Origin of the sequence: Arcobacter pernae (assembly GCF_049472135.1) — a bacterium.
Classification (GTDB): domain Bacteria; phylum Campylobacterota; class Campylobacteria; order Campylobacterales; family Arcobacteraceae; genus Arcobacter_B.
Genome location: NZ_JBMOVV010000006.1, coordinates 177,881 through 199,560, shown reverse-complemented (window position 1 = coordinate 199,560; position 21,680 = coordinate 177,881). Strand labels below are relative to the sequence as shown.

Below are 21,680 nucleotides of genomic sequence, written 5' to 3'. Positions count from 1 at the left end.
CGGATGACGAGACTCGAACTCGCGACCTCCTGCGTGACAGGCAGGCATTCTAACCAACTAAACTACATCCGCACTAATGTTAGAAATTTTTATATGATGGTGACCCCTAGGAGACTCGAACTCCTGTGACATGGATGAAAACCATGGATCCTAACCGCTAGATGAAGGGGCCAACATAATAATGGTGGTCGATAGTGGACTCGAACCACTGACATCTACCTTGTAAGGGTAGCGCTCTACCAACTGAGCTAATCGACCTTATGTTTATGAATGGTGACCCCTAGGAGACTCGAACTCCTGTGACATGGATGAAAACCATGGATCCTAACCGCTAGATGAAGGGGCCAAACATTTATAAAAATCGTGGTGACCCGTGAAGGATTCGAACCTTCGGCCACCTCCTTAAAAGGGAGATGCTCTACCAGCTGAGCTAACGGGTCGCTCTGTAATTTAAGTTGTTCTTCTTAAATTGGACTGGAATTATAATAGAAATAAATTTATTTGTCAAGGGTTTTTTGAAGAAATTTCAAAATTTCTTTCAAAGATGTCTTTGAAGCAAGGTTTTGTATGTCTTTTCTGCTTCCTTTGAAGTTATTTTCCTTAATAATATTTTTTTTGTTATTATCTGATATGCCTATTACTACTGTTCCAACTGGTTTTTCCTTTGTTCCACCTTGTGGTCCAGCTATTCCAGAAATTGCAATTGCATAAGTTGCATCAAATTTTTTTATTGCACCTTCAAGCATTTCTTCAACAGTTTGTGTTGAAACAGCACCATATTTTTTTAGAGTTTCTTCTTTTACATTAAGTTCTCTTGCTTTTATTTCATTTGAATAAGAAACAATTGCTCCATTAAAGATATCAGATGAGCCTGCAATTTGTGTAATCATATGTGCAACTAATCCTCCTGTACAAGATTCAGCAGTTGTAATTGTTTCATTTCTTGCTCTTAAAAGGTTTTGTAGTGTTATCATATCATTTTCACTAAATATTTCATTTGATGCCATATATATGCCTTTATGATAGTTTAAATGTAAGGTTTAATATATTGTAGTAAAAAAAAAGTGTATTGTCTATATATAAGAAGGAATAAAATAAGAGTAAAGACTCTTATTTTATATAGTTATTAGTTTTCGTCAGTAAAGTCTGCTAAGAATTTTTCGTGGTCAAATTCTAAGTTTAAGTAATCACAAACAATTTGTGTATCTCTTTCTGCATTACCTAAACAAGAAGTAGCACCTGGACTTGGAGTCATATTAAAGATGATTCCTGGTAATTCTGTAATAGAAGCTTCACCAAGCATTAATTTTTGCTCTTTTTTATTAAGAACTTGTGGTCTTACTCCACCAAATCCTTTTGCGTATTCAATATCTTCTGTTGATAAAGATGGAACAATCTTTTGTGCATCTTTAACAAATAGCTTTTTATTGATACCTGGAACTTCAAATAAGAAGTTTTTAAATACATAGTTTCTAATATCTGAATCTTTTAATAAGTCCCAGAAAATTTTAACAATGTTTCCATCGAAGTTCATAGTTTTTAAACATTGGAAGAATGATTTTCCACCTTTGTATCTCTCAAGAACTAATAATGCAAGTGCAGTAGGTCCAAATCTTGTTTTACCATCTTCTAAGATATCTGGATCACCATGTAATGCTGCAAATGGTAATTTATCATTTTGTACCATGTAAACTTTACCATTTAAGTATTTGTCATTAGTAATGTAGAATGAACCAGCCATTGATAATGATCCCATGTGTTTACCGTAACCCATTTTGTGAGCTAAGTATAATGAGTGTGCACCAGCATTTGTAACAACAAAGTCAGCAGTATAAACTGTACCATTTACAGTTGTAACTTTAAATTTGTCACCAACTTTTTCTACTTCATCAACTTCAGAGTTAAAGAAAATATCAGTTGTTTTTTCTGGATCAGCAGCTTGACCAGCTTTTGCAAGCTCTTTAGTCATCTCACCAAAATCAACAGTTGTATATTGATCATCAGCACCCATTGCTACGATTGGCTCTGGTCTTTCTTTTGTTCTTTCTTTATCAGCATAAACTAATAAAGGTTCTTTTTCTTTTAAAGTTTCTTTATCCCATAACTCTAAATAAGGGAAAATTTCTTTAAATTCATTATATCTATTAGTAATAAATTCAACTTCTTTTTCACCTACACCTAAAGCCATCTTTTGGTGTTTAAACATAATCTTATCTTGTAAGTTATACATTAAACAGAACTTCTCAATCATTTTCGCAGTTCTTTTAGTGATTTTTGCTTTTTCAAAAGTATAGTTAGTTTCAATATCTCCAACGTGAATAGTTTGAGAGTTACTTGTACCTTTTGAGTTTAAAGTAGCTAAATCTTCGTATTTTTCTAACATACAAATACTTTTTGCATTAGTATATTTTGCTAGCTCGAAGAATAAAGCTGCACCAGAGATACCTCCACCAATAATTAAGACTTCATAATGTTTCTCATTCATATCTATAGTTCCTATCTGTTTCGAAATATGAAAGGAGTATATCATATTGAAGTTATATTTAAGTTAAATAAAATAAATAGTTGTGCAATTTAACAATAAATTATAGAGTTTCGTAACACCTTTGTTAGTGATATATAAAAAACTATTGTACAGTTTTTGTACAATAAGTAAACTCAAAAATGAGCTAATCCTTTTTTTAATGAAGATTAGATATAATCTACGATTTAATAAAAACTATAAATATTTAGATAAATAAGGTACTTTAAAATGGATTACAAAGAGAGTTTATTATTACCAAATACTAAGTTTCCAATGAGAGGAAACTTACCTCAAAATGAGCCTAAGAAATATAAGAAATGGGACGAAGAAAACGTTTACGAAAGAATGAAAACAAATAGAGAAGGGGCACCTTCTTTTACTTTACATGATGGACCACCATATGCAAATGGTCATATTCATATCGGTCACGCATTAAATAAAGTTTTAAAAGATATTATCAATAAATTTCACTATTTTGATGGAAAGTCAATTAGATATGTTCCAGGTTGGGACTGTCATGGTTTACCAATTGAACAAAAAGTTGAAGAGAAAATTGGAAGCACAAAGAAAAAAGAGTTACCAAAATCTAAGTTAAGACAATTATGTAGAGATCATGCTACAAAATTTGTAGAGATTCAAAAAGAAGAGTTCAAAAGACTTGGTGTTTTAGGTGATTGGGAAAATCCTTATTTAACAATGGACTTTAAATTTGAAGCTAATATTTATAGAGAACTATGTGCTATTGCTAAGCAAGGTTTATTAGTTCAAAGAAGTAAACCAGTTTATTGGTCATGGGCAGCACAAACTGCATTAGCTGAAGCAGAAGTTGAATATGAAGATAAAACTTCACCTTCAATTTATGTGGCATTTAAACATGAAAAGCTTGATGCATCAGTTATTATTTGGACTACTACACCTTGGACATTACCAGCAAATACTGGTATTGCATTAAATGGTGAAGAAGAGTATGTATTAACAAGTGATAAGTTTATTGTTGCTAAAAAACTTTATAACTCTTTAATTGAAAACGAAGTAATCTCTGGTGAAATAGTTGATTCTGTTTGTCCAAAAGAGTTAGAAGGTACTCATGCAATTAATCCATTAAACGCAAGACAATCTAAAATCATTTTAGGTGAGCATGTTGAAATGGACGCTGGTACAGGTGCGGTTCATACAGCTCCTGGTCATGGTGAGGATGACTACAAAGTTGGATTAAGATATGGTCTTGATGTTATCATGCCTGTTGATGCATATGGTAAATATGATGAAACAATTGTAAGAGAAAAGCTATTTAATGATACAGATAAATATCTTGGACTTCATGTATTTAAAGCAAATGAATTAATTTTAGAAGAGTTAGGTGATGCTTTACTTAAACACGTAGATATTAGACACTCGTACCCACACTGTTGGAGAACACATAAACCTATTATCTTTAGGGCAACTAAACAGTGGTTTATTTCAATTGATGATGAGTATGGACAAGAAAATAAAACACTTAGACAAAATGCTTTAGATGTAGTTGAAAACTTAACATTCTATCCAGAGTGGGGAAGAAACAGACTTAAGTCTATGTTAGATGGAAGACCTGATTGGTGTATTTCTAGACAAAGAGACTGGGGTGTGCCTATTGCATTCTTTAGAAATAAGAAGACTGATGAAATTATCTTTGATGAAAAAGTTCTTAACTTTACAGCTATGATTTTTGAACAAAAAGGTTGTGATGCTTGGTATGATTTACCAATTGAAGAGTTATTATACCCTGGAAGTGGATATAACCCAGAAGATTTAGAAAAAACTATGGATATTTTAGATGTATGGTTTGATTCTGGTTCTACTCAAAATGCTGTATTAAGAAGTAGAAATTATGATGCGGGAACTTTCCCTGCTGATATGTATTTAGAAGGAAGTGACCAGCATAGAGGTTGGTTCCAATCTTCTTTATTAACTACTTTAGCATCATCTGAAATAGCTCCTTATAAATCAATTTTAACTCACGGATTTACAGTTGATGAAAAAGGTGAGAAAATGTCTAAGTCAAAAGGAAACGTTGTTGCTCCTGATAAAGTTATGAAGCAATACGGTTCTGAGATTTTAAGAATGTGGGTTGCTATGAGTGATTATCAATCAGATTTAAAAATCTCTGATAATATCTTAAAGCAAAATGCTGAGCTATACAGAAAAATTAGAAACACTGCGAGATTCTTACTTGCAAATGTTGATGATTTAGAAGAGATTATTTCAGTTGATAAAATGGGTGAGTTAGATAAATGGATTTTATCTAAAGCTAAATCTGTATTTAATGAAATTGAAGCTTCATTTAAAGTTTATGAATTCTCTAAAGGATTAAATAAATTAAATAACTTCTTAGTTGTTGATTTATCTGGTATTTATTTAGATGTTTGTAAAGATAGATTATATTGTGATGATAAAAACGATATTCATAGACTTGCAAGCCAAAGTGCAATGGCAATTATTGCTAGAAAATTAATCTCTACATTAGCTTGTATTTTAACATACACTATGGATGAATTATTAGAGTTTGCACCTGCTTGTATTAAAGGTGATGCAAAAGATATTTTTGACTTTGATAAAGTAGAGTTACCAGAAGTTGACTCTCAAATCAATGGAGAACTTTTAATTGCAGCAAAAGAGAAATTCTCTGAAATCAAAGATGCATTGAGTAAAGAAAAGACTATTAAATCAACTTTAGAATTAAGTATGTATACTAATTGTGAAGAGATTTTAAATCTGGGTGAAACTGAAGCATCAGATTGGTTTATAGTAAGCTCTATTACAAATAATAAACAAACTTCAGATATACTAGGAAAATTCGAAGTTAATAATTTCGAGTTTGAAGTATATAAAGCTGCTGAACACAAATGTCCAAGATGTTGGAAGTTCACAGCAAAAGAAGAAGACACTCTTTGCCAAAGATGTGAAGAAGTTTTAAACTAAAATTAGGGTAAAGATGTTTCAAGAAGAAGTAACATTAACATTTATATTCCAAACAATAGCAGTTATCTTTGTGTTAATTGCTATTGGAGTATTTTTTGTTAAAAAAAATTCAAAAGGTGAATAAACATGATGCCATTTACTGATGAGGATTTAAGACCTCCTGTTAAATCTATAATAGAAAGTAAAGTTGCACCTATGTTAGCTAGAGATGGTGGCGCAATTGAATTAATTGATATAAAAAATGGAAGAGTTTTTGTTCAATTGCAAGGTGCATGTGTTGGTTGTAGTGCAAGCGGTAGTACTTTAAAATACGTAGTTGAAAAAGAACTAAAAGCTGCAATACATCCTGATTTAGAAATTGTAAATGTTCCACAAGGAATGGAGAACAAATTAGAGGAAATTTAATGATAAATGAAAATAGATTATTAAATGAAGCAAATAGTTTTTTTACTCAAAAGAAATTTGATAAAGCACTATTTTTGTATTCACAACTATCTTCAAATTTCCCTGAAAACAAAGAGTATCCAGTATATGCTCTTTTTTGTGATATTGCTACAGAAGATGAAGAAAAAGCAATATCTCTTTTTGATTACTTTAGTGTAGTTAAAGATGAAAACATAGATGAAGCTATACAGTATGTTGAAGATGTAGTTAATGCTTATGATGGTGACATTGATAAGATGATGAACATTCTTCAAGACTTAACTGATTCTACAGTTGACTCACTAGATGCTATTAGATATGAAGATTTTAAAAAGCTTATTGAATCAAGAGGTTCATTTAGAATAGCTTTTGAAGATATTATGTTTTCTACAAAAGTTGCAATTGAAAATAAAGAAGACTTTTTTGACTTCGTTACAAAATTAATTGACAATGATTTTAATAGTACTGCATATACTTATTTAGATGGATTTAATGAATACTTTTCATATGATGAAAAGTTAGAAAAACTTTATAAAAGATTAGAAGAGAAACAACTTGCAAATAATCATAAATAATCGAGTTTTTACAGATAACTCAAAAGAAGCAAATAAAGATACTACTTTTGTAGTATCAAAACAAAATAAAAGATTTGTTGATGATGCTAAAAATAATGGTTGTGAAGATTTTGTTGAAGCAAAAGATTTAAAAAACTATTTAGATATGAGCAGCATAAAAGTTATAGGTATTACTGGAACAAACGGTAAAACTACAACTGCTGCTGCAATTTATTCAACACTTTTAGACTTAGGTTATAAAGTTGCCTTACAAGGAACAAGAGGCTTTTTTATAAATGATGAAAGAGTTGAAGATTATTCTTTAACTACTCCAGTTCAATTAGGAAACTTTGCTCATATACAAAAAGCTATACAAAATGATTGTGATTTTTTTGTAATGGAAGTAAGTTCTCATGCAATTGAACAAAAAAGAATTGAAGGCTTAGAGTTTGAGCTTAAGATTCATACAAATATTACTAGAGATCATCTTGATTATCATAAAACGGTAGAAGAGTATATTAATGTTAAAAACTCTTTTTTCAGTGATGAAACAAAAAAACTAATAAATAAAGATGACCCAGTAGTTAGCTTTAATACTAAAAATGCTCTAACTTATTCATTAGATAATCCTTCTACATATAAAGTAAGTGCTTACTCTTTTAAAAATGGAATGCATGTAATGTTTTCACATTTTGGCAAGATGCACTCTTTTTCATCTTTAATGATGGGAATTTTTAATGTTTATAATCTAACTGCTGCTGTTGGTGCTGTTCATATGGTTACTAATAGAGACTTAGATGAAGTTTGTGAAGCATTAGAAGGTTTTGCCGGAGTTAGTGGAAGAATGGAAACTATTAGTGATGAACCACTTGTAATAGTTGATTTTGCACATACTCCAGATGGAATGAAAGAAGTTTTACAAAGTTTTAATGAAAGAGATATAATTTGTGTTTTTGGAGCAGGTGGAGATAGAGATAGAGAAAAAAGACCACTAATGGGTCAAATGGCTGCAACTTATTCAAAACATATTATTGTAACTTCAGATAATCCAAGATTTGAAGATCCTGATTTAATTATAGAGGATATTTTAAAAGGAATTAAAAATCATCAAAGTGTTCAAGTTGATGTGAATAGAAAAACTGCTATTAAAAAAGCTATTGAGATGGCAGATGAGAATAGTGTAGTTTTAATTCTTGGAAAAGGTGATGAGGCAACTCAAACTATTTATGATAAAAAGTTTCCTTTTTCAGACAAGCAAGAGGTTATTAACCTATTAAATAAAGAGTAGTTTTACTCTTTATTTTTCATATATATTAAAAGTAATAAGGATATTACTGCTATAAATAAAGGATAAAAGAATAAATACTCTTTTCTTACTACTCTATTTTGTTCAATCTTTGATTTTTCCAATAAATTAATATCATTGTAAATCGTTTCTAATTGTTCTTTGTTATAAGCTTTATATGATTTTGCATTAGAAATAGATGATATTTTTTCTAGCATATGATTATTTGCATTTCCAATTGAAACCGTGTAAATTTTAATATTATGCTTTTTAGTCATTCTTTCAATAACTTGGAATGGAATAGTACTAGCATTGTCTAAACCATCACTTAAAAGTATTATGATATTTGATTTTGCTTTTTTATCTTTAAGTACTTTTATACTTAATGCAAGTGAGTCTAAAATAGCTGTTGAATTACCTAATACACCAACTTGAAAATATTTTAAAATCTCTTTTTGGGCTTCTTTGTCAAAACTTAAAGGACTTGCAATCATAGCACTATTACCAAATAGAACAAAAGCAATATTATCGGATACTCTTTTTTCAATAAAACTTGAAACAATTTGTTTAACTGAATCAAATCTAGATTTATTATAATCTTTCTCATCAAAACCTCTATCGTTCATAGAACCACTTGCATCAAGGCTTAAAACTATATTTATTCCGTCATTTTTAATAATCTCACTTTTATTTACTTTAATTGGTGAGGCAAGGGCAATTATAGAAAAAATTATAGTTATAAATTTAAGTGTATTAGTAAAAAGAGAGGTTTTAATATTTGATTTATTATAAATATTAAGATGTGGTACCAAATATGAGGGAGATTTTGCTTTACAATAAACTGCACAAAAAATAAAAACTAATATTAAAAGTAAAAAGTATGGGTATTCAAAAGAAAAATCAAACATCTACAATATCCATAAAAGTTGAAAGTTTTGCTTTTGTGTTAGTGTCAATATCTTTAACCTCTTTTTTGTATTTATATTCACTTAATTCTTCTATTAATTCATTTGCTATTTTTATTTCTCTTTGACTTCTAGCAAGAACTCTTACATACTTTGTGATGATATAAGCAGATTTTTTTGAATCATTATAGTCAAGATTTTCAAGTATTTCAAAATACTCTTTTCTTAAATCTTTTTTTCTATTTTTTAAAAGTTTTATTATAAAAATTGCTATTGATAATAACAGAATAACTCCAAGAAAAATCAAAAATGAAAAAATAAATATAGAGTTATCAGGAATAACTACTAACTCTTTTATATCATGAAGTTTAATCTCATTTTCAATCATTTAAGAACTCCAATTAATTTTTTGACAGGATTTTCATGGGTATAAATTTTTGTAAATCTTATACCGCAATCTTGTAAATGTTTATATAGTTTATGATCATTCTCTTTAACTTTTTTTATGTAATTAGTAATTGTTCTATCATCCAAGACACCTTCATAGTTACTTGAACTATTTGGGTCAATAAAATTTACATTTCCTAAACTTTTAGGTTCTTCTTCAAATTTATCTCTTACAATCAAAGCTATTATTTCATGTTTTGAGTTTAAAAGTTTTAAGTCTAAATCTTCTATATCAAAAAAATCACCAATTAGAAATATTATTGATTTATGATGTGCTGTTTTAAAAAGCTCTTTTAATATCTCTTTATAGTTTATTGATTTATTTAATACATTGTATTCATAGATATTTTCTGCCATCAAATTTACATTAAAAACTTTTTTTGATTTTCTTGTACAAAGTTCAAGTTTTTCATTTGCAATATATGAAGTAAAGGGGTCAGCTTGTTTTGTACAAATAAATCCTAAAATAGAAGCTAATTCTACTATTACATCTTTTTTTAGTTTTTTTGTACCAAAATATGTAGAACCACTAAGAAGATTTACTATTTTTATATTTAGTTCTTTTTGTGAGTGAAAAACTTTTACTATTGGTTTTTGAGCTTTTGCACTAATAACCCAATCAATATTTTTAACATCTTCACCATATTCATACTCTTTTAGTTCACAAAAGTCATAACCTTCTCCTTTTTGTTTTGAAATATTATTTCCAATAACTTCTGAAAAGGCTTGTTTTTTTGTTTTTATAAGTATTTTTTTTAGTGCTTGATTCATAGTTTAAGGAATATCAACTTTTTCTATGATTTTTTGGATTATATCATCTACATTTATTTCTTGTGCTTGCGCTTCATATGTTAGAATAATTCTATGTCTTAAAACATCTTTTATAACTAGTGCTACATCTAAAGGTGAAACATAGTCATTACCTCTTAAGTAGGCATTTGCTTTTACGGCTTTAAACATATCAATAGTTGCTCTTGGACTTGCTCCAAAATGAATAAAATCTTTTATTTCATCTAAGCCGTAATCACTTGGATTTCTTGTAGCACAAATTATTTCTATGATATACTCTTCTAGTTCTTTATCTATGTGAATATTTTTTATTTCATCTTTTATTTGATTTAGGATGTCTTTGTCTATGATTTTATTTATTGTTTCAAATGAGTTCATTGTAGCTTTTTTAGCTATTTCATACTCTTGTTCTTTATTATTATAATCAACAACAACTTTGAACATAAATCTATCAAGTTGAGCTTCAGGAAGTGTATATGCACCTTCTTGATCAATTGGATTTTGTGTTGCTAAAACTAAAAATGGTTTATCTATAAAAAATGTATTATCAGCAATAGTAACTTGCTTTTCTTGCATTGATTCAAGTAAGGCTGATTGAACTTTCGCAGGGGCTCTGTTTATTTCATCTGCTAAAAGTAGGTTTGTAAAGATAGGACCTTTTTTTATTGTAAACTCTTGGGTTTTCATATTATAAATTTGAACACCTAAAATATCACTAGGAAGTAAATCAGGAGTAAATTGAACTCTTTTAAACTCTAAATCAATTGCATTAGCAACTGCTTTTACAGTTGTAGTTTTAGCAAGTCCCGGAACACCCTCTAATAAAATGTGACCATCAGTAAAAAGACCAATTAAAATTGAATTTATCATTTGGTCTTGGCCGATTACTCCTTTTGAAATTTCATTTTTTAGTAGTTGAATTTTTTCATGTAAACTCAAAAGAAATCCTTTTAATAATTTGTGATATTTTATCTAATTATCTTAAAAGGTTATTTTAAACAAGGCTCCATGATTATTTACATATTCTAGATTTCCTTCTAATTGTAAAGTACAAATTGAGTTTACAAGTTTTAATCCTAAAGATGATGAGTTTTTAATATCTATTTTTTTATCAATACCTTTTCCATTATCTTTAACAATTAAAATATATTTATCTTCACTCTTTTTTAAATAGATTAATAGTTTTGGATTTACTGTATTAAAAGCATATTTATATGCATTTGTTACAAGTTCATTTATTATTAAAGCGCAAGGTATAGCTTTTTCTATACTAAAGTAAAGTTCTTGAATATCAAACTCTAAAAAAACTTTTTTTTCATAATCATAGGTATTTGAAATATCATTAACTAAACTATGAATATACTCTTTTATATTTATAGAATTTAAGTTATTTGACTCATAAAGTTTTCTATGAAGAAGTTCCATAGTATAAATTCTTTCTTGAATATCATTTAAAGTTTTTTGTGTGTTTTCATCTTCAATTTTTACTTGTTGAAGTTTTATTAGACTAATTGTTAAAGCCAAATTGTTTTTTACTCTATGATGAATCTCTTTTAATAAAGTCTCTTTTTCTTCTAAAGATGATTTTAACTGTTCAGTTTTTTTCTCTACTTTTTTATCTAAAGTATTAATACTATTTTCAAAGTTTTCAATCATGGTATCAAAAGCAATTCCTAGTGTTCCTATATCGTCATTTCCTTTTACGAAACTTCTTACAGATTTATTTCCATTATTGATTTGTCTAGCTGTATAAGTTAAGGTATTAATACTTTTAAACAATCTTCTAAATAAGAAAAAACCTATTAGTAAAACCAATATAAAAGCAGTTAATGCTGCTGGAAATATTTTGAAAAAAGCAGAGTCAACTTGTTTTAATAAATCTTCTTTATAAAAAGTTTTTATTAATAAAAAAATATATCTTTCATCTTTATTTAATGATAGTTTTCTCACCCAAGTTAATGCTTCTTTGTTATTTAACATATGAGAAATAGGTGCATTGTTTTTTGCACTATAAAGCTGTTTTGCTGTTAAGTTTCCTGTATAGATGTTTTTTACATTTGACATATTACTCAAGGTATATCTTTTTTTTCTCTCATTAGTATCTTCTGTATAAAGAGGTTTTGAATTATCATTTTTGATTTTTGAGTTTAACCAAATAAGATAGGTTTTTCCTTTGTGTAGTTCTTGGGTTGTTTTAAAAGATTTTTGTATATTAGTTTTAATGCTTTTTTCAAAACTATTATGGTTTTGATTTAAGTTTGCTTTATTTAAGAATATAGTTATTGTAGTATTTTCATTTAGTTTAGTTGTATAAAAAAAATACTTTTGATAATAGACATAGTCTTTACTTAAGTTTTTTAGTTTATGAATTTCCCATTTATCTAACTCTTTTAAATTATAATCATCATAAATCTCTTTATTTGAACTAATATATAAATTATCTTTTGTTTTAATTGCAAAATTACTATTCTTAAGAGTTTCATTCTTTTGAATCTGTTTTATTAGATTGTTTAGTTCAAAATTTTTCTTTAGATTTAAAAGTTCAAGTTCTATTTTTTTTTGATTTAGCTCAATCTCAAGTTTTGACTGCATTCTTATTGCTTTACCTGCAACTTTTATTTGTTCTTGAGTGATATTTAATACTTGTTCTATTTCATTTAAAAGTCTATTGTATTGTTCTTCTTCTGTTTTTGGAACAATTATTAAAAAAAGAATAGTTAATAAAAATAGTGCTAAAGCAAATAAGGATAGAGTTACTTTAGCATTTAATGAATACTGTTTTATATTTAACAATCTACTCAAAATTCAAAACTCTCAATTTATAACCTTGTTCAAAAATATTTTCAAAAAGGTTAACTTTTGTTTTAATTTTTAATCTATATATTAAAGTTCGAAGTTTTCCTAAATCATAAATATCTTCTCTCCAAATATATGCAAAAATATTTTCAAAACTTGCAGTGTGATTTGTAGAAGTTGCTAATAGATCAAAAAGCTTTTTTTCATTTTTTGTAAGTTTTATTAACTTTTCATCAATATATAAAGAAGAACTTGTTTTATCAAACTTTATATTCTTTTCTAATTGTAAGAAGTCTGTTTTTTTCTCTTCTAAATCAATTTTTCTTTTAAAAAAGTATCTATGTTTATGTATCGCTGTATTTATTGTGGCTTTAAGTTCTTCATCTCTACAAGGTTTTATTAAATATCCATAAGGTTCACACTCTAATGCTTTATTTATAGTTTTATCATTAGTATAAGATGTTAAAAAAACTATTGGTATTTTGAACTTTTTCCAAATTATATTTGCAGCATCGATTCCTGTTTGCGTACTATTTAGATTTATATCCATAAGAATAATATCAGGAAAATTGTTTTGTGCATGAAGAATAGCTTTTGAAGGAGTACATTCTATACCACTTACATTAAATCCCATTTGATTTAGACTTAACTGAATAGCCATAGCTAAAACTATTTCATCTTCTACAATTAGTACATTTATATCATTTATTTTCGAATAACCTACTGGTTTAGTCAATACAATACCTTTACTTTTTATGTAATGATACTAATTATCAATTTAAATATTGATAAAAATAGAAATATAATCCATTTGTGATTACTTTGTGATTTTATATGAGTATGATTCTCAATATTAAATTAAGCGATAGGAAAAAGAATGAAACATAAAAATAAAATATTATTATCTTTATCTCTAAGTGCATCATTAGCATTAAGTGCAAATGCTAATGAGAAAGATTTAGGAGAAGTAAATATTAGTGATACTGCATTTGAATCACATATAAAAAGTATTACTTCAGATAAATTAAATCTTGTACAAGCAACTGATGTAAAAGATATTTTAGATTCACTTCCTTCTGTAAATGTAACAGGAAGTTCAAGATATTCACAAAAAGTTTATGTAAGAGGTTTAGAAGATAAGTTCTCAAATATTACAATTGATAATGCAAGAATAACAGGACAACTGTTCCATCACTCTGGTGATCAAACAATTGATGCTCAGATGTTAAAAATTGGCTCAATTGAGTTAGGACCAAACTCAGCTTTAAGTGGACCTGGTGTTGTAAATGGATCTTTTGTATATGAAACTAAAGACCCAAGTGATTTACTTGAAACAGGTGAAAACTTTGGTGGAAACATTTCAATTGGACATGAAACAGGTTATAACAGAAATAGTTTAAATCTTGCTCTTTATGGAAAAGCTTCAGAACAATTAGAGTTATTAGGAATTGTAAATGTTGTTGATGATGGTTTTATTGAAACGCCAGCAGGAGATGTAAAAGATAAAGAGAGTAAACTTGAAAGCGGTTTATTAAAAACTGTATTCAAACCAAATGATAGCAATACTTTTAAACTCTCTTATAATAAATATAATGATGGTGGAAATAGAAATATTTCAGGTGAAAAAGGAAATACAACACAAGTAACTGATAATGACTTTAATGAAATCACTAGAGATACATATACTTTAAATTATGAATATAATCCAAATAGTGATTTAGTAAAAATTGATGCAAATATTTTCTATAATGCACAAGAAATGTATAGACAAAGAGCAGATACATTTGATGTAAATGGTATAAAATCTGGTGTAAATGGTGATAGATATTATGAAAATACTAGTGAAGGTTTTGATTTAAGAAATAGAACAATTTTAGGAAATCATATATTAACTTATGGAATTGATTATTCAAAAGATGAACAATCAAAAAATTCAACAGGTGATTCAGGTACAGCATATAGTTCAAGAAGTAATAGTGATGTTGTAAACAACAATAATATAGATGGTTCAGGAACATTAACATCAAGTGGTTTATATTTTGAAGATGAAGTTTTACTTGGAGATTTAGTTTTAAATCTAGGTGCGAGATATGATAAGTTTAAATTAGGTGGATGGTATAGTGGAAGTTTTGATGAGGTTTCACCAAAATTTAAAGGAAAATACCAATTCAATGATGAACTAAGTTTTAGAGTAGGGTATGGTAAAATCTTTAAAGCTCCTGCATTACCTGAAACTTTAACTTTATCTCAAAGTGACATTGATACATGGACTTCAAATGGTGTAAAAGCGCAAGAAGGTCATAACTATGAAGCCGGTTTTGACTATGATTTATCAAGTGCTTTAAATGCTGATAGTTCGATTTTTGGATTTACAGCTTATAAATATAATGTAGATAACTATTCTCATCCTACAAAAAACAATGCTTTAGAACCTCAATATGATGTAAAGATTTATGGTTTTGAGTCTATGTTTGAATATAATAAAAATAATTTAGGCTTAAGTCTATCTCATTCTTATTCTGATGGAGAAGAAAAAAGTTTAAGTGATGGAAGTAAAAAAGATCCTAAAACTGCAAAAATTCATGCTTTTAAAACAGGTTTAGACTATAGTTTCTCAAATGCTTTAAAACTTTCTTATAGTGCGCAGTATGTATTAGGTAATAAATATAAATATACACAATCACAAACAGTACAAAGAAGTGGTTATGCTGTTCATAATCTTAATTCAACTTATAAATTCAATAATGGAACTTTAAAAGGTGCGACATTAAACTTTGGTGTTGATAATATTTTTGATAAAAAATATGCTCAACATACTGCCTTTGGAGTGTACTTTGATAACCCAACTTATACAGACTATGAAGTTGGTAGAAACTTTAAAGTTAAGTTATCTTACAAGTTTTAGGGTTTAAATGAGTGCATTTAGTAAAAAAATAAGGTCTCTTCACAGAGACCTTGGATATTTTGTAATAGGTCTTACTTTAATTTATGCTATTACAGGAATTGTTCTTTCAGGTAGAGGTCTTGGTTGGTTTAAAGTTGAATTTAAAGATTTAGCTGTAATTGAAAAAAATATTTCAAAAGATAGTTTTAATGATGAGTTTAAAAAAATTGTCTTACAAGGAAAAGTAAAAGAGATTTTTGATGAATCATCATATGCAAATGTAAAAAAGCATTTAAAACTAAAATTTGTTAAACAAGAAAATGAAGTTTTACACTTTAATGCATGGAGAACATTAAATGTAAAATACGAGCAAACAAGTGGTAATCTAGACGTGCGATATAAAGGATACCCAGTTGCTTTAGAAGTTTTTGTTCATGCCCATAAAGCCAAACACGATAGTGCTTGGTTTTACTTAGCAATAATTTATAGTGTAATATTATCTTTTCTTGCAATCTCATCTTTTTGGATGGTAAAAGGTAAAAACGGCTTCAAAAGAAGAGGTGTGTACTTTATGCTAGCAGGTTTTGCTGTAGTAGCACTCTTTCTATATATCTAACTAAATTTTAAAACTAGGCAATAAGTTTTGCGATTTCTTATTGCTTTAGTTTGAAATTTCTGAAACTATTTAACTAATTTAATTATTTTAATAAAACTTAAAACTTAAATTCATTATTATTTTGCAATATAAATAAGGGAATATAATAAAAGAAAAATATGGCAGGTCATGAGTTTTCACTTTAAAAAAAGTCAAATTCACAATTCAATACCTGAGCCATTAATTTGTTAGACCACAAAAGGAATACTACATGAGTAAAGATATTGAACTTTTAAAACCAAAGGCAGTTATTGCTACAGATACAACAAAATTTGAACAATATTTAGAATATTTAGAATTACCAACTGACAATATTTTAGCTAGTTATAGCCAAAGACAAACAATTGAAGCTAATTTAGCAGAATTTATTTCTCGTTTAGATACAGAAACTAAACGAGAAGGAAGATATTTATCGAAATTTGTTGCTGCTTCATCTATAGGATTATTTGATGCAGCTTTAAACTATGTTTGGAATGAAGTTGTAATCAACTTAAGAAAGAAAGCAGTAATCTATGGTTTAGAATTTTTCTTTGATGCAGCTGTTGGAGGTTCAAAGAGAGAAGATTTTACATCTGAAGATGATTTATCTGGAATCAAAGACAATACATTAATTAATACATGTTTTAAACTAGAATTAATTTCAGAAATTGTATCTACAAAATTACATCATATTTTGACTATGCGAAATGATATTGGTTCATCTCATCCAAACACATATTCAATAAATGCATTTGAACTATTAGGATGGCTGGAAACATGCGTAACTGATGTTTTAAATGACAAGCCATCTGAAGCAGCTATACAAATTAAATCATTTATAGATAATTTAAAGACGACAGAAACAATACTAGATACTGCTAGTTTACAAAGTATGGAAAAGCCGTTAAAAGAATTATCTGTTCAGAATACAGATAACCTTTTAAATAATATTTTTGGGATTTATGTTTCAGGTAAATCTGGAAATATTATAAGAAAAAACATTGCTCAAATTGCACCTTTTATTTGGGGGCATAGTAGTGACTCAATAAAATACAAGTTAGGGATTATGTTAGATGGATATAAAAATAATCTTTATCATGAAAAGCACGCACTTGGATTAGAATTTTTTACATTTTGTGATGGAAATAAATATCAATCATTAGAATCAAAAATAATATCTATTGATGAATTAACTGATGATTTGCTAGAAGCAAGATATGGTTGGGATAATTTTCAAAATGAACCTCCATATATACGAAAAATTTTAACTTATTTTGAAACTGAAAATGACATTCCAAAAGAAAGAATAGAGAAAATAGTAAAAGTTATTTTAATTTGTAGAATAGGAAAAGGTATTAGGTATAATCATGGTGTATCCCCTAATGGTAAAGTTCTTTATGATAAATTTTTTAAACTGTTAGGAGACAATAACATAATACATGTTTTAGAACAAATGCATAGTTATGAAGTGAGAGTTAAACTTGACAACCGTTACGGGCAAGATAATATGATAGACATTTTAAATCTTTTAAAAGAAAATACAGTCAGTGAAAGATTACATGAAATCATAGATTTTCTCTTGAGTAAAAAAACATTATTACATAAAATACACAATGATAAAGACTATAAAGATATTGCAGGAAAATATATTAATTTGGATAAGTAATAAAGAATTAACTTTTAAATATAGAAAGAAATAGGGGGCAGGTAATGAATTTCCACTTTCAAAAAAGTCAAAACCATAATTCAATATCTGACCCATATTACTATTAATTCATAAAGGAATAATATTAAATAAAGATAACATCTTCATGATAGTTACATTTTTATTGTGCCTTTCCATATTTAGTTTTATTTTATTTGAGAAAATAGAGTATTTCTATATATAGCAGAAAAACTAATCAAAAGTTAAGATACTTAACTTTTATGATTAAGCCTTGCAAAAATCACTTAAAGAAAAATTAAACTTCTCTTAGATAAAATCACGGTTCTAATTTTGAATTAGAATGTCACATGTGTCAAATTCCTGTTATGGGTTGTGCAATTTTGCATTAAGGGACACAGAGGCAAAACCCAATTTTAAATATATCCAAGGAGATACTATGGTTACAATGAAAGACCTATTAGAGTGTGGTGTACACTTCGGACACCAAACAAGAAGATGGAATCCAAAAATGAAAAAATTCATTTTCGGTGTAAGAAAGAACATTTATATTATTGATTTACAAAAAACATTAAGATATTTCAGATATACATACAATGTAGTAAGAGATAGAGCTGCTGAAGGTCAAACAATGATCTTTGTTGGTACTAAAAAACAAGCTTCTGAAGCTATCAAAAAAGCTGCTGAGTCTTGTGATATGCCATACGTTAACCACAGATGGTTAGGTGGTATGTTAACAAACTACGGAACAATCAAAAAATCTATTAGAAAATTAGAAATCATCAAAAAGATGAGAGAAGAAGGTCAATTAGACTTATTAACTAAGAAAGAAGCATTAATGCTTTCTAGAAAAGAGCAAAAATTAGAGCTTTACTTAGGTGGTATTAAAGAAATGAACAAATTACCAGATATGATGTTCATTATTGATGCTGTTAAAGAAAAAATTGCTATTAAAGAAGCTAGAAGATTAGGAATCACTGTTATCGCTCCTTTAGATACTAACTGTGACCCTGATTTAGTTGATTTACCAATTCCAGGTAATGATGATGCAATCAGATCTATTCAACTATTTTGTAACGAAATGGCTGCAGCTATGAACGAAGGTAAAGCAGCATTAGCAGACGAAGAAGGTCAAGAAGAGGAAGCTGTTTCAACTGAAGAAGCAGAAGAAATTGTAGCTGAAGCTGTTGCTGAAGGTGAAGCTGAGGCAAACGAATCTAATACTGAGGAAGCGTAATTATGGCAGGTGCAACTCCAAAATTAATTAAAGAATTAAGAGAAAAATCTGGTGCAGGAATGCTTGATTGTAAAAACGCATTAAATGAGTGTAACGGTGATATCGAAGAAGCTCAAAAGTGGTTAAGAGAGCAAGGTTTAGCAAAAGCTGCTAAAAAATCTTCTAACGTAGCTGCTGAAGGTATTATTACTATTTTAGTAAATGATGATTTCACAAAAGCAACTATGACTGAGGTTAACTCTCAAACTGACTTCGTTGCTAAAAATGAGCAATTCCTTAACTTAACTAAAGGAATCACTGCTCACGCTCAAGAAAACAATATTGTTGATGCTGAAGCTTTAGCACAATCAACAATTGAAGGTCAAGAGTTTACTACATACTTAAACGAAAAAATCGCTGTTATCGGTGAAAATTTAGTTGCAAGAAAAGTTGTAAATGTTGAAGGTCCTGTTGTAAATGCATACGTTCACTTAGGAAAAGTAGGTGTTATCTTAGCTGCTAAATGTGATGATGCTGCAAGAGAAAAAACTACTGAATTATTAAAGAAAGTTGCAATGCACGCTGCATCTATGAAACCAACTGTTATTTCTTACGCAGATTTATCAGCTGAATTCATTGAATCAGAAAACAAAGCAATTATTGCAGATATTGAAAAAGAGAACGAAGAGTTAGTAAGACTTGGTAAACCTCTTAAAAATATCCCTCAATTCGTTTCTAAACAACAATTAACTGAAGAAGCAGTTGAAGTTGCTAGAAATGAAATGAAAGAAGAGTTAATCGCTCAAGGTAAACCTGAAAAAATTATCGACAACATCGTTGCTGGTAAAATTAACAGATGGATTGAAGATAACTCTCAATTAGATAAAACTCACGCTTTATTATCTCAAACTTATGTTATGGATGATTCAATGACAGTTGAGCAAGCTATTAAAGCTGTTGATGCTTCAATTGAAATTGTTGAGTACGTAAGATTCGAACTTGGTGATGGTATCGAGAAAAAAGAAGAAGATTTTGCTGCAGAAGTTGCTGCACAAATGGGTAACTAATAATTATTTATAATTATAACTACTTTAAAGGATTATGTAATGGGTGTACAAAATAATAATGAGGCACTCATTACACCTCCTCTCTTAGAAGCTAAAGAACTATTTCATAAATTTGATTATGAACTTTTTAAAAATATAAATCTAGCATTATACAAAAAACAATCTATAGCAATTATTGGGACAAGTGGAAGTGGTAAATCAACACTTTTGAATATCTTGTCATCTTTGTTAAAACCTTTTGAAGGTGTTGTAACATTTGAAAATAAAAGCTTATATGATATTTCTCAAAAAAATCTTTTAAAGATAAGAAGAGAAGATTTTGGTATAATATTTCAGGCTCATTATCTTTTTAGAGGGTTTAGTGCAAATGAAAATTTGGAAATTGCAGAACTTTTAAGCCAAGAGAAAATAGATGATACTTTACTACAAAACCTAGGTATTGAACATGTTTTAAAACAAGGTGTAGGAGAGCTTAGTGGTGGACAACAACAAAGGCTTTCAATAGCAAGAGTATTGACAAAAAAACCAAAGATTATATTTGCAGATGAACCAACAGGTAATCTTGATAAAGATACAGCAAATATAGTTATGGATACACTATTTAATTATATTAAAGATAAAGAAGCAGGTTTAATACTTGTTACACATGAAAATGATTTAGCAATGAAATGTGATAAAGTATATAAGCTTGTTGATAAACAATTGCAGGAGTTAAAGTGAATTTATTATTGATATGTGAAACTGCAATAATAGAACAAATCTTTTCATTAGTTTGCAAAAAGTTAAATTTAGATTTAACTATTACAGATGATACTAACGTAAAAGAAAAATATGACTTAATTGTAATCGATCAAAGTTTTATAGATGATAAATTTAATATAATTAAGCAGTATTCTAAAAGGCTTGGAGCTATATCAAGTGAAGAGTTACCATTTGATAAATCTAGAGATTTTATAATCCCTAGACCTTTTTTACCTACAAAATTACAAGAAATTATAAAAGAAGAACTTGAGAATATTAAAGAAGATGAAAAAGAAGCAACTGCTAATTTTCTTAACTCAAACTCTTCAAGAATGGAAGATGAATATTATGAAGATGAGGAAGTAACTATTCCAATTACAGATTATGTAGAATCACTTGCAGATGATGTTTACTCAGATATAGAAGATGATAATGATGAAAGTATAGTAAGCCTTGCTTCTTTAAAGGAAGGTGGAGTACTTGATAGTCAAGAGTTAAATAAAATCAATAATATTTTAAAAGAAGAAAAAATCCAAAATGAAGTTGAATTAGAGCAGCAAGATTGGAAAGATATCTCAGATATTATTGATGATGCTTTAGAAGAAGTAAAAGAGTATGAATTTAACTTAGATGATGGTCAAGGTAAATCAGAAGTACTACCATATAAATTAGTTTTAAGTGATTATAGTATTAATGAATTAAAACCATTTTTAGAAAAGTTTAATCAAGAAGTAATAGATAAACTTTCAAGTGGTCAAAGTGTTGATATAAGATTAGTATTAAAGGATAAATAG

General features: G+C 28.3%; 19 protein-coding genes and 4 tRNA genes. 11 read left to right on the top strand and 12 right to left on the bottom strand.

The window, feature by feature from the left end; translation table 11 throughout:
• Window positions 1-97: 97 nt before the first annotated feature.
• From ACH5BF_RS08995 to ACH5BF_RS08970, 6 genes are all read right to left on the bottom strand, one after another.
• Window positions 98-172 (bottom strand) — tRNA-Glu (locus tag ACH5BF_RS08995).
• A 10-nt stretch (window positions 173-182) separates the two neighbouring features.
• Window positions 183-258, bottom strand: a tRNA-Val gene (locus ACH5BF_RS08990).
• Window positions 259-271: 13 nt separating this feature from the next.
• A tRNA-Glu gene (locus ACH5BF_RS08985) sits at window positions 272-346 on the bottom strand.
• 18 nt (window positions 347-364) lie between these two features.
• Window positions 365-440: transfer RNA gene (locus ACH5BF_RS08980), tRNA-Lys, on the bottom strand.
• A 57-nt stretch (window positions 441-497) separates the two neighbouring features.
• The gene (locus ACH5BF_RS08975; protein WP_423273875.1) at window positions 498-1,007 is read right to left on the bottom strand and encodes a CinA family protein; all 510 of its coding nucleotides are present in this window, start codon (window positions 1,005-1,007) and stop codon (window positions 498-500) included.
• 119 nt (window positions 1,008-1,126) lie between these two features.
• On the bottom strand, window positions 1,127-2,485 hold the full coding sequence (locus tag ACH5BF_RS08970; protein ID WP_423273874.1) for an FAD-dependent oxidoreductase: 1,359 nt from the start codon (window positions 2,483-2,485) through the stop codon (window positions 1,127-1,129).
• Window positions 2,486-2,752: 267 nt separating this feature from the next.
• Between ACH5BF_RS08970 and ileS the strand changes: the two genes are divergently transcribed.
• The 4 genes from ileS to ACH5BF_RS08950 all read left to right on the top strand — a co-directional run bounded on the left by ileS (window position 2,753) and on the right by ACH5BF_RS08950 (window position 7,747).
• On the top strand, window positions 2,753-5,482 hold the full coding sequence (ileS, locus tag ACH5BF_RS08965; RefSeq protein WP_423273873.1) for an isoleucine--tRNA ligase: 2,730 nt from the start codon (window positions 2,753-2,755) through the stop codon (window positions 5,480-5,482).
• A gap of 126 nt (window positions 5,483-5,608) precedes the next feature.
• Complete coding sequence (locus ACH5BF_RS08960; RefSeq protein WP_423273872.1) at window positions 5,609-5,887, top strand: NifU family protein; 279 nt, start codon at window positions 5,609-5,611, stop codon at window positions 5,885-5,887.
• On the top strand, window positions 5,887-6,480 hold the full coding sequence (locus ACH5BF_RS08955) for a hypothetical protein (protein ID WP_423273871.1): 594 nt from the start codon (window positions 5,887-5,889) through the stop codon (window positions 6,478-6,480). The genes ACH5BF_RS08960 and ACH5BF_RS08955 overlap by 1 nt, the downstream gene beginning before the upstream one ends.
• On the top strand, window positions 6,461-7,747 hold the full coding sequence (locus ACH5BF_RS08950; RefSeq protein ID WP_423273870.1) for a UDP-N-acetylmuramoyl-L-alanyl-D-glutamate--2,6-diaminopimelate ligase: 1,287 nt from the start codon (window positions 6,461-6,463) through the stop codon (window positions 7,745-7,747). Before ACH5BF_RS08955 ends, ACH5BF_RS08950 begins: the two co-directional genes overlap by 20 nt.
• A gap of 2 nt (window positions 7,748-7,749) precedes the next feature.
• Here ACH5BF_RS08950 and ACH5BF_RS08945 read toward each other — a convergent pair whose 3' ends face one another.
• Genes ACH5BF_RS08945 through ACH5BF_RS08920 form a run of 6 tightly spaced genes read right to left on the bottom strand, consistent with a single transcriptional unit; the run spans window position 7,750 to window position 13,417 of the window.
• Window positions 7,750-8,652: a VWA domain-containing protein gene (locus ACH5BF_RS08945; RefSeq protein WP_423273868.1), complete on the bottom strand. Its 903-nt coding sequence runs from the start codon at window positions 8,650-8,652 to the stop codon at window positions 7,750-7,752.
• On the bottom strand, window positions 8,645-9,037 hold the full coding sequence (locus tag ACH5BF_RS08940) for a hypothetical protein (RefSeq protein WP_423273867.1): 393 nt from the start codon (window positions 9,035-9,037) through the stop codon (window positions 8,645-8,647). Before ACH5BF_RS08940 ends, ACH5BF_RS08945 begins: the two co-directional genes overlap by 8 nt.
• Entirely contained in the window at window positions 9,034-9,867 is an 834-nt protein-coding gene (locus ACH5BF_RS08935) for a DUF58 domain-containing protein (RefSeq protein WP_423273866.1), read from the bottom strand. The genes ACH5BF_RS08940 and ACH5BF_RS08935 overlap by 4 nt, the downstream gene beginning before the upstream one ends.
• A 3-nt stretch (window positions 9,868-9,870) precedes the next feature.
• Complete coding sequence (locus tag ACH5BF_RS08930) at window positions 9,871-10,824, bottom strand: AAA family ATPase (protein ID WP_423273865.1); 954 nt, start codon at window positions 10,822-10,824, stop codon at window positions 9,871-9,873.
• A gap of 42 nt (window positions 10,825-10,866) precedes the next feature.
• Window positions 10,867-12,687 (bottom strand): histidine kinase dimerization/phosphoacceptor domain -containing protein, encoded by a 1,821-nt coding sequence (locus tag ACH5BF_RS08925; protein ID WP_423273864.1) that lies wholly within the window; start codon window positions 12,685-12,687, stop codon window positions 10,867-10,869.
• Window positions 12,680-13,417, bottom strand: a complete 738-nt coding sequence (locus ACH5BF_RS08920) for a response regulator (RefSeq protein WP_423273863.1) — start codon at window positions 13,415-13,417, stop codon at window positions 12,680-12,682. Before ACH5BF_RS08920 ends, ACH5BF_RS08925 begins: the two co-directional genes overlap by 8 nt.
• Before the next feature lie 141 nt (window positions 13,418-13,558).
• Here ACH5BF_RS08920 and ACH5BF_RS08915 point away from each other — a divergent pair, with 141 nt between their 5' ends.
• The 7 genes from ACH5BF_RS08915 to ACH5BF_RS08885 all read left to right on the top strand — a co-directional run bounded on the left by ACH5BF_RS08915 (window position 13,559) and on the right by ACH5BF_RS08885 (window position 21,680).
• On the top strand, window positions 13,559-15,586 hold the full coding sequence (locus ACH5BF_RS08915) for a TonB-dependent receptor (RefSeq protein ID WP_423273862.1): 2,028 nt from the start codon (window positions 13,559-13,561) through the stop codon (window positions 15,584-15,586).
• Window positions 15,587-15,593: 7 nt separating this feature from the next.
• Window positions 15,594-16,181, top strand: coding sequence for a hypothetical protein (locus ACH5BF_RS08910; protein WP_423273861.1), 588 nt, complete (start codon window positions 15,594-15,596; stop codon window positions 16,179-16,181).
• 250 nt (window positions 16,182-16,431) lie between these two features.
• Window positions 16,432-17,865 (top strand): hypothetical protein, encoded by a 1,434-nt coding sequence (locus tag ACH5BF_RS08905; protein ID WP_423273860.1) that lies wholly within the window; start codon window positions 16,432-16,434, stop codon window positions 17,863-17,865.
• 436 nt (window positions 17,866-18,301) lie between these two features.
• Window positions 18,302-19,099: a 30S ribosomal protein S2 gene (rpsB, locus tag ACH5BF_RS08900; RefSeq protein ID WP_423273859.1), complete on the top strand. Its 798-nt coding sequence runs from the start codon at window positions 18,302-18,304 to the stop codon at window positions 19,097-19,099.
• Between the two features lie 2 nt (window positions 19,100-19,101).
• Window positions 19,102-20,145 carry a translation elongation factor Ts gene (gene tsf, locus ACH5BF_RS08895; protein ID WP_423273858.1) on the top strand — a complete coding sequence of 348 codons (1,044 nt, stop codon included), beginning with the start codon at window positions 19,102-19,104 and terminating at the stop codon, window positions 20,143-20,145.
• A gap of 39 nt (window positions 20,146-20,184) precedes the next feature.
• Window positions 20,185-20,865 (top strand): ABC transporter ATP-binding protein, encoded by a 681-nt coding sequence (locus ACH5BF_RS08890; RefSeq protein ID WP_423273857.1) that lies wholly within the window; start codon window positions 20,185-20,187, stop codon window positions 20,863-20,865.
• Window positions 20,862-21,680, top strand: a complete 819-nt coding sequence (locus ACH5BF_RS08885; RefSeq protein WP_423273856.1) for a hypothetical protein — start codon at window positions 20,862-20,864, stop codon at window positions 21,678-21,680. The genes ACH5BF_RS08890 and ACH5BF_RS08885 overlap by 4 nt, the downstream gene beginning before the upstream one ends.

What these genes read in the sequence shown, in the direction of transcription:
- ACH5BF_RS08975 (WP_423273875.1), bottom strand. Translation starts at nt 1,007, where the DNA reads ATGGCATCAAATGAAATATTTAGTGAAAATGATATGATAACACTACAA.
- rpsB (WP_423273859.1), top strand. Translation starts at nt 18,302, where the DNA reads ATGGTTACAATGAAAGACCTATTAGAGTGTGGTGTACACTTCGGACAC.
- ACH5BF_RS08940 (WP_423273867.1), bottom strand. Translation starts at nt 9,037, where the DNA reads ATGATTGAAAATGAGATTAAACTTCATGATATAAAAGAGTTAGTAGTT.
- ACH5BF_RS08960 (WP_423273872.1), top strand. Translation starts at nt 5,609, where the DNA reads ATGATGCCATTTACTGATGAGGATTTAAGACCTCCTGTTAAATCTATA.
- ACH5BF_RS08905 (WP_423273860.1), top strand. Translation starts at nt 16,432, where the DNA reads ATGAGTAAAGATATTGAACTTTTAAAACCAAAGGCAGTTATTGCTACA.
- ACH5BF_RS08945 (WP_423273868.1), bottom strand. Translation starts at nt 8,652, where the DNA reads ATGTTTGATTTTTCTTTTGAATACCCATACTTTTTACTTTTAATATTA.
- ACH5BF_RS08890 (WP_423273857.1), top strand. Translation starts at nt 20,185, where the DNA reads ATGGGTGTACAAAATAATAATGAGGCACTCATTACACCTCCTCTCTTA.
- ileS (WP_423273873.1), top strand. Translation starts at nt 2,753, where the DNA reads ATGGATTACAAAGAGAGTTTATTATTACCAAATACTAAGTTTCCAATG.
- ACH5BF_RS08935 (WP_423273866.1), bottom strand. Translation starts at nt 9,867, where the DNA reads ATGAATCAAGCACTAAAAAAAATACTTATAAAAACAAAAAAACAAGCC.
- ACH5BF_RS08910 (WP_423273861.1), top strand. Translation starts at nt 15,594, where the DNA reads ATGAGTGCATTTAGTAAAAAAATAAGGTCTCTTCACAGAGACCTTGGA.
- ACH5BF_RS08955 (WP_423273871.1), top strand. Translation starts at nt 5,887, where the DNA reads ATGATAAATGAAAATAGATTATTAAATGAAGCAAATAGTTTTTTTACT.
- tsf (WP_423273858.1), top strand. Translation starts at nt 19,102, where the DNA reads ATGGCAGGTGCAACTCCAAAATTAATTAAAGAATTAAGAGAAAAATCT.
- ACH5BF_RS08970 (WP_423273874.1), bottom strand. Translation starts at nt 2,485, where the DNA reads ATGAATGAGAAACATTATGAAGTCTTAATTATTGGTGGAGGTATCTCT.
- ACH5BF_RS08915 (WP_423273862.1), top strand. Translation starts at nt 13,559, where the DNA reads ATGAAACATAAAAATAAAATATTATTATCTTTATCTCTAAGTGCATCA.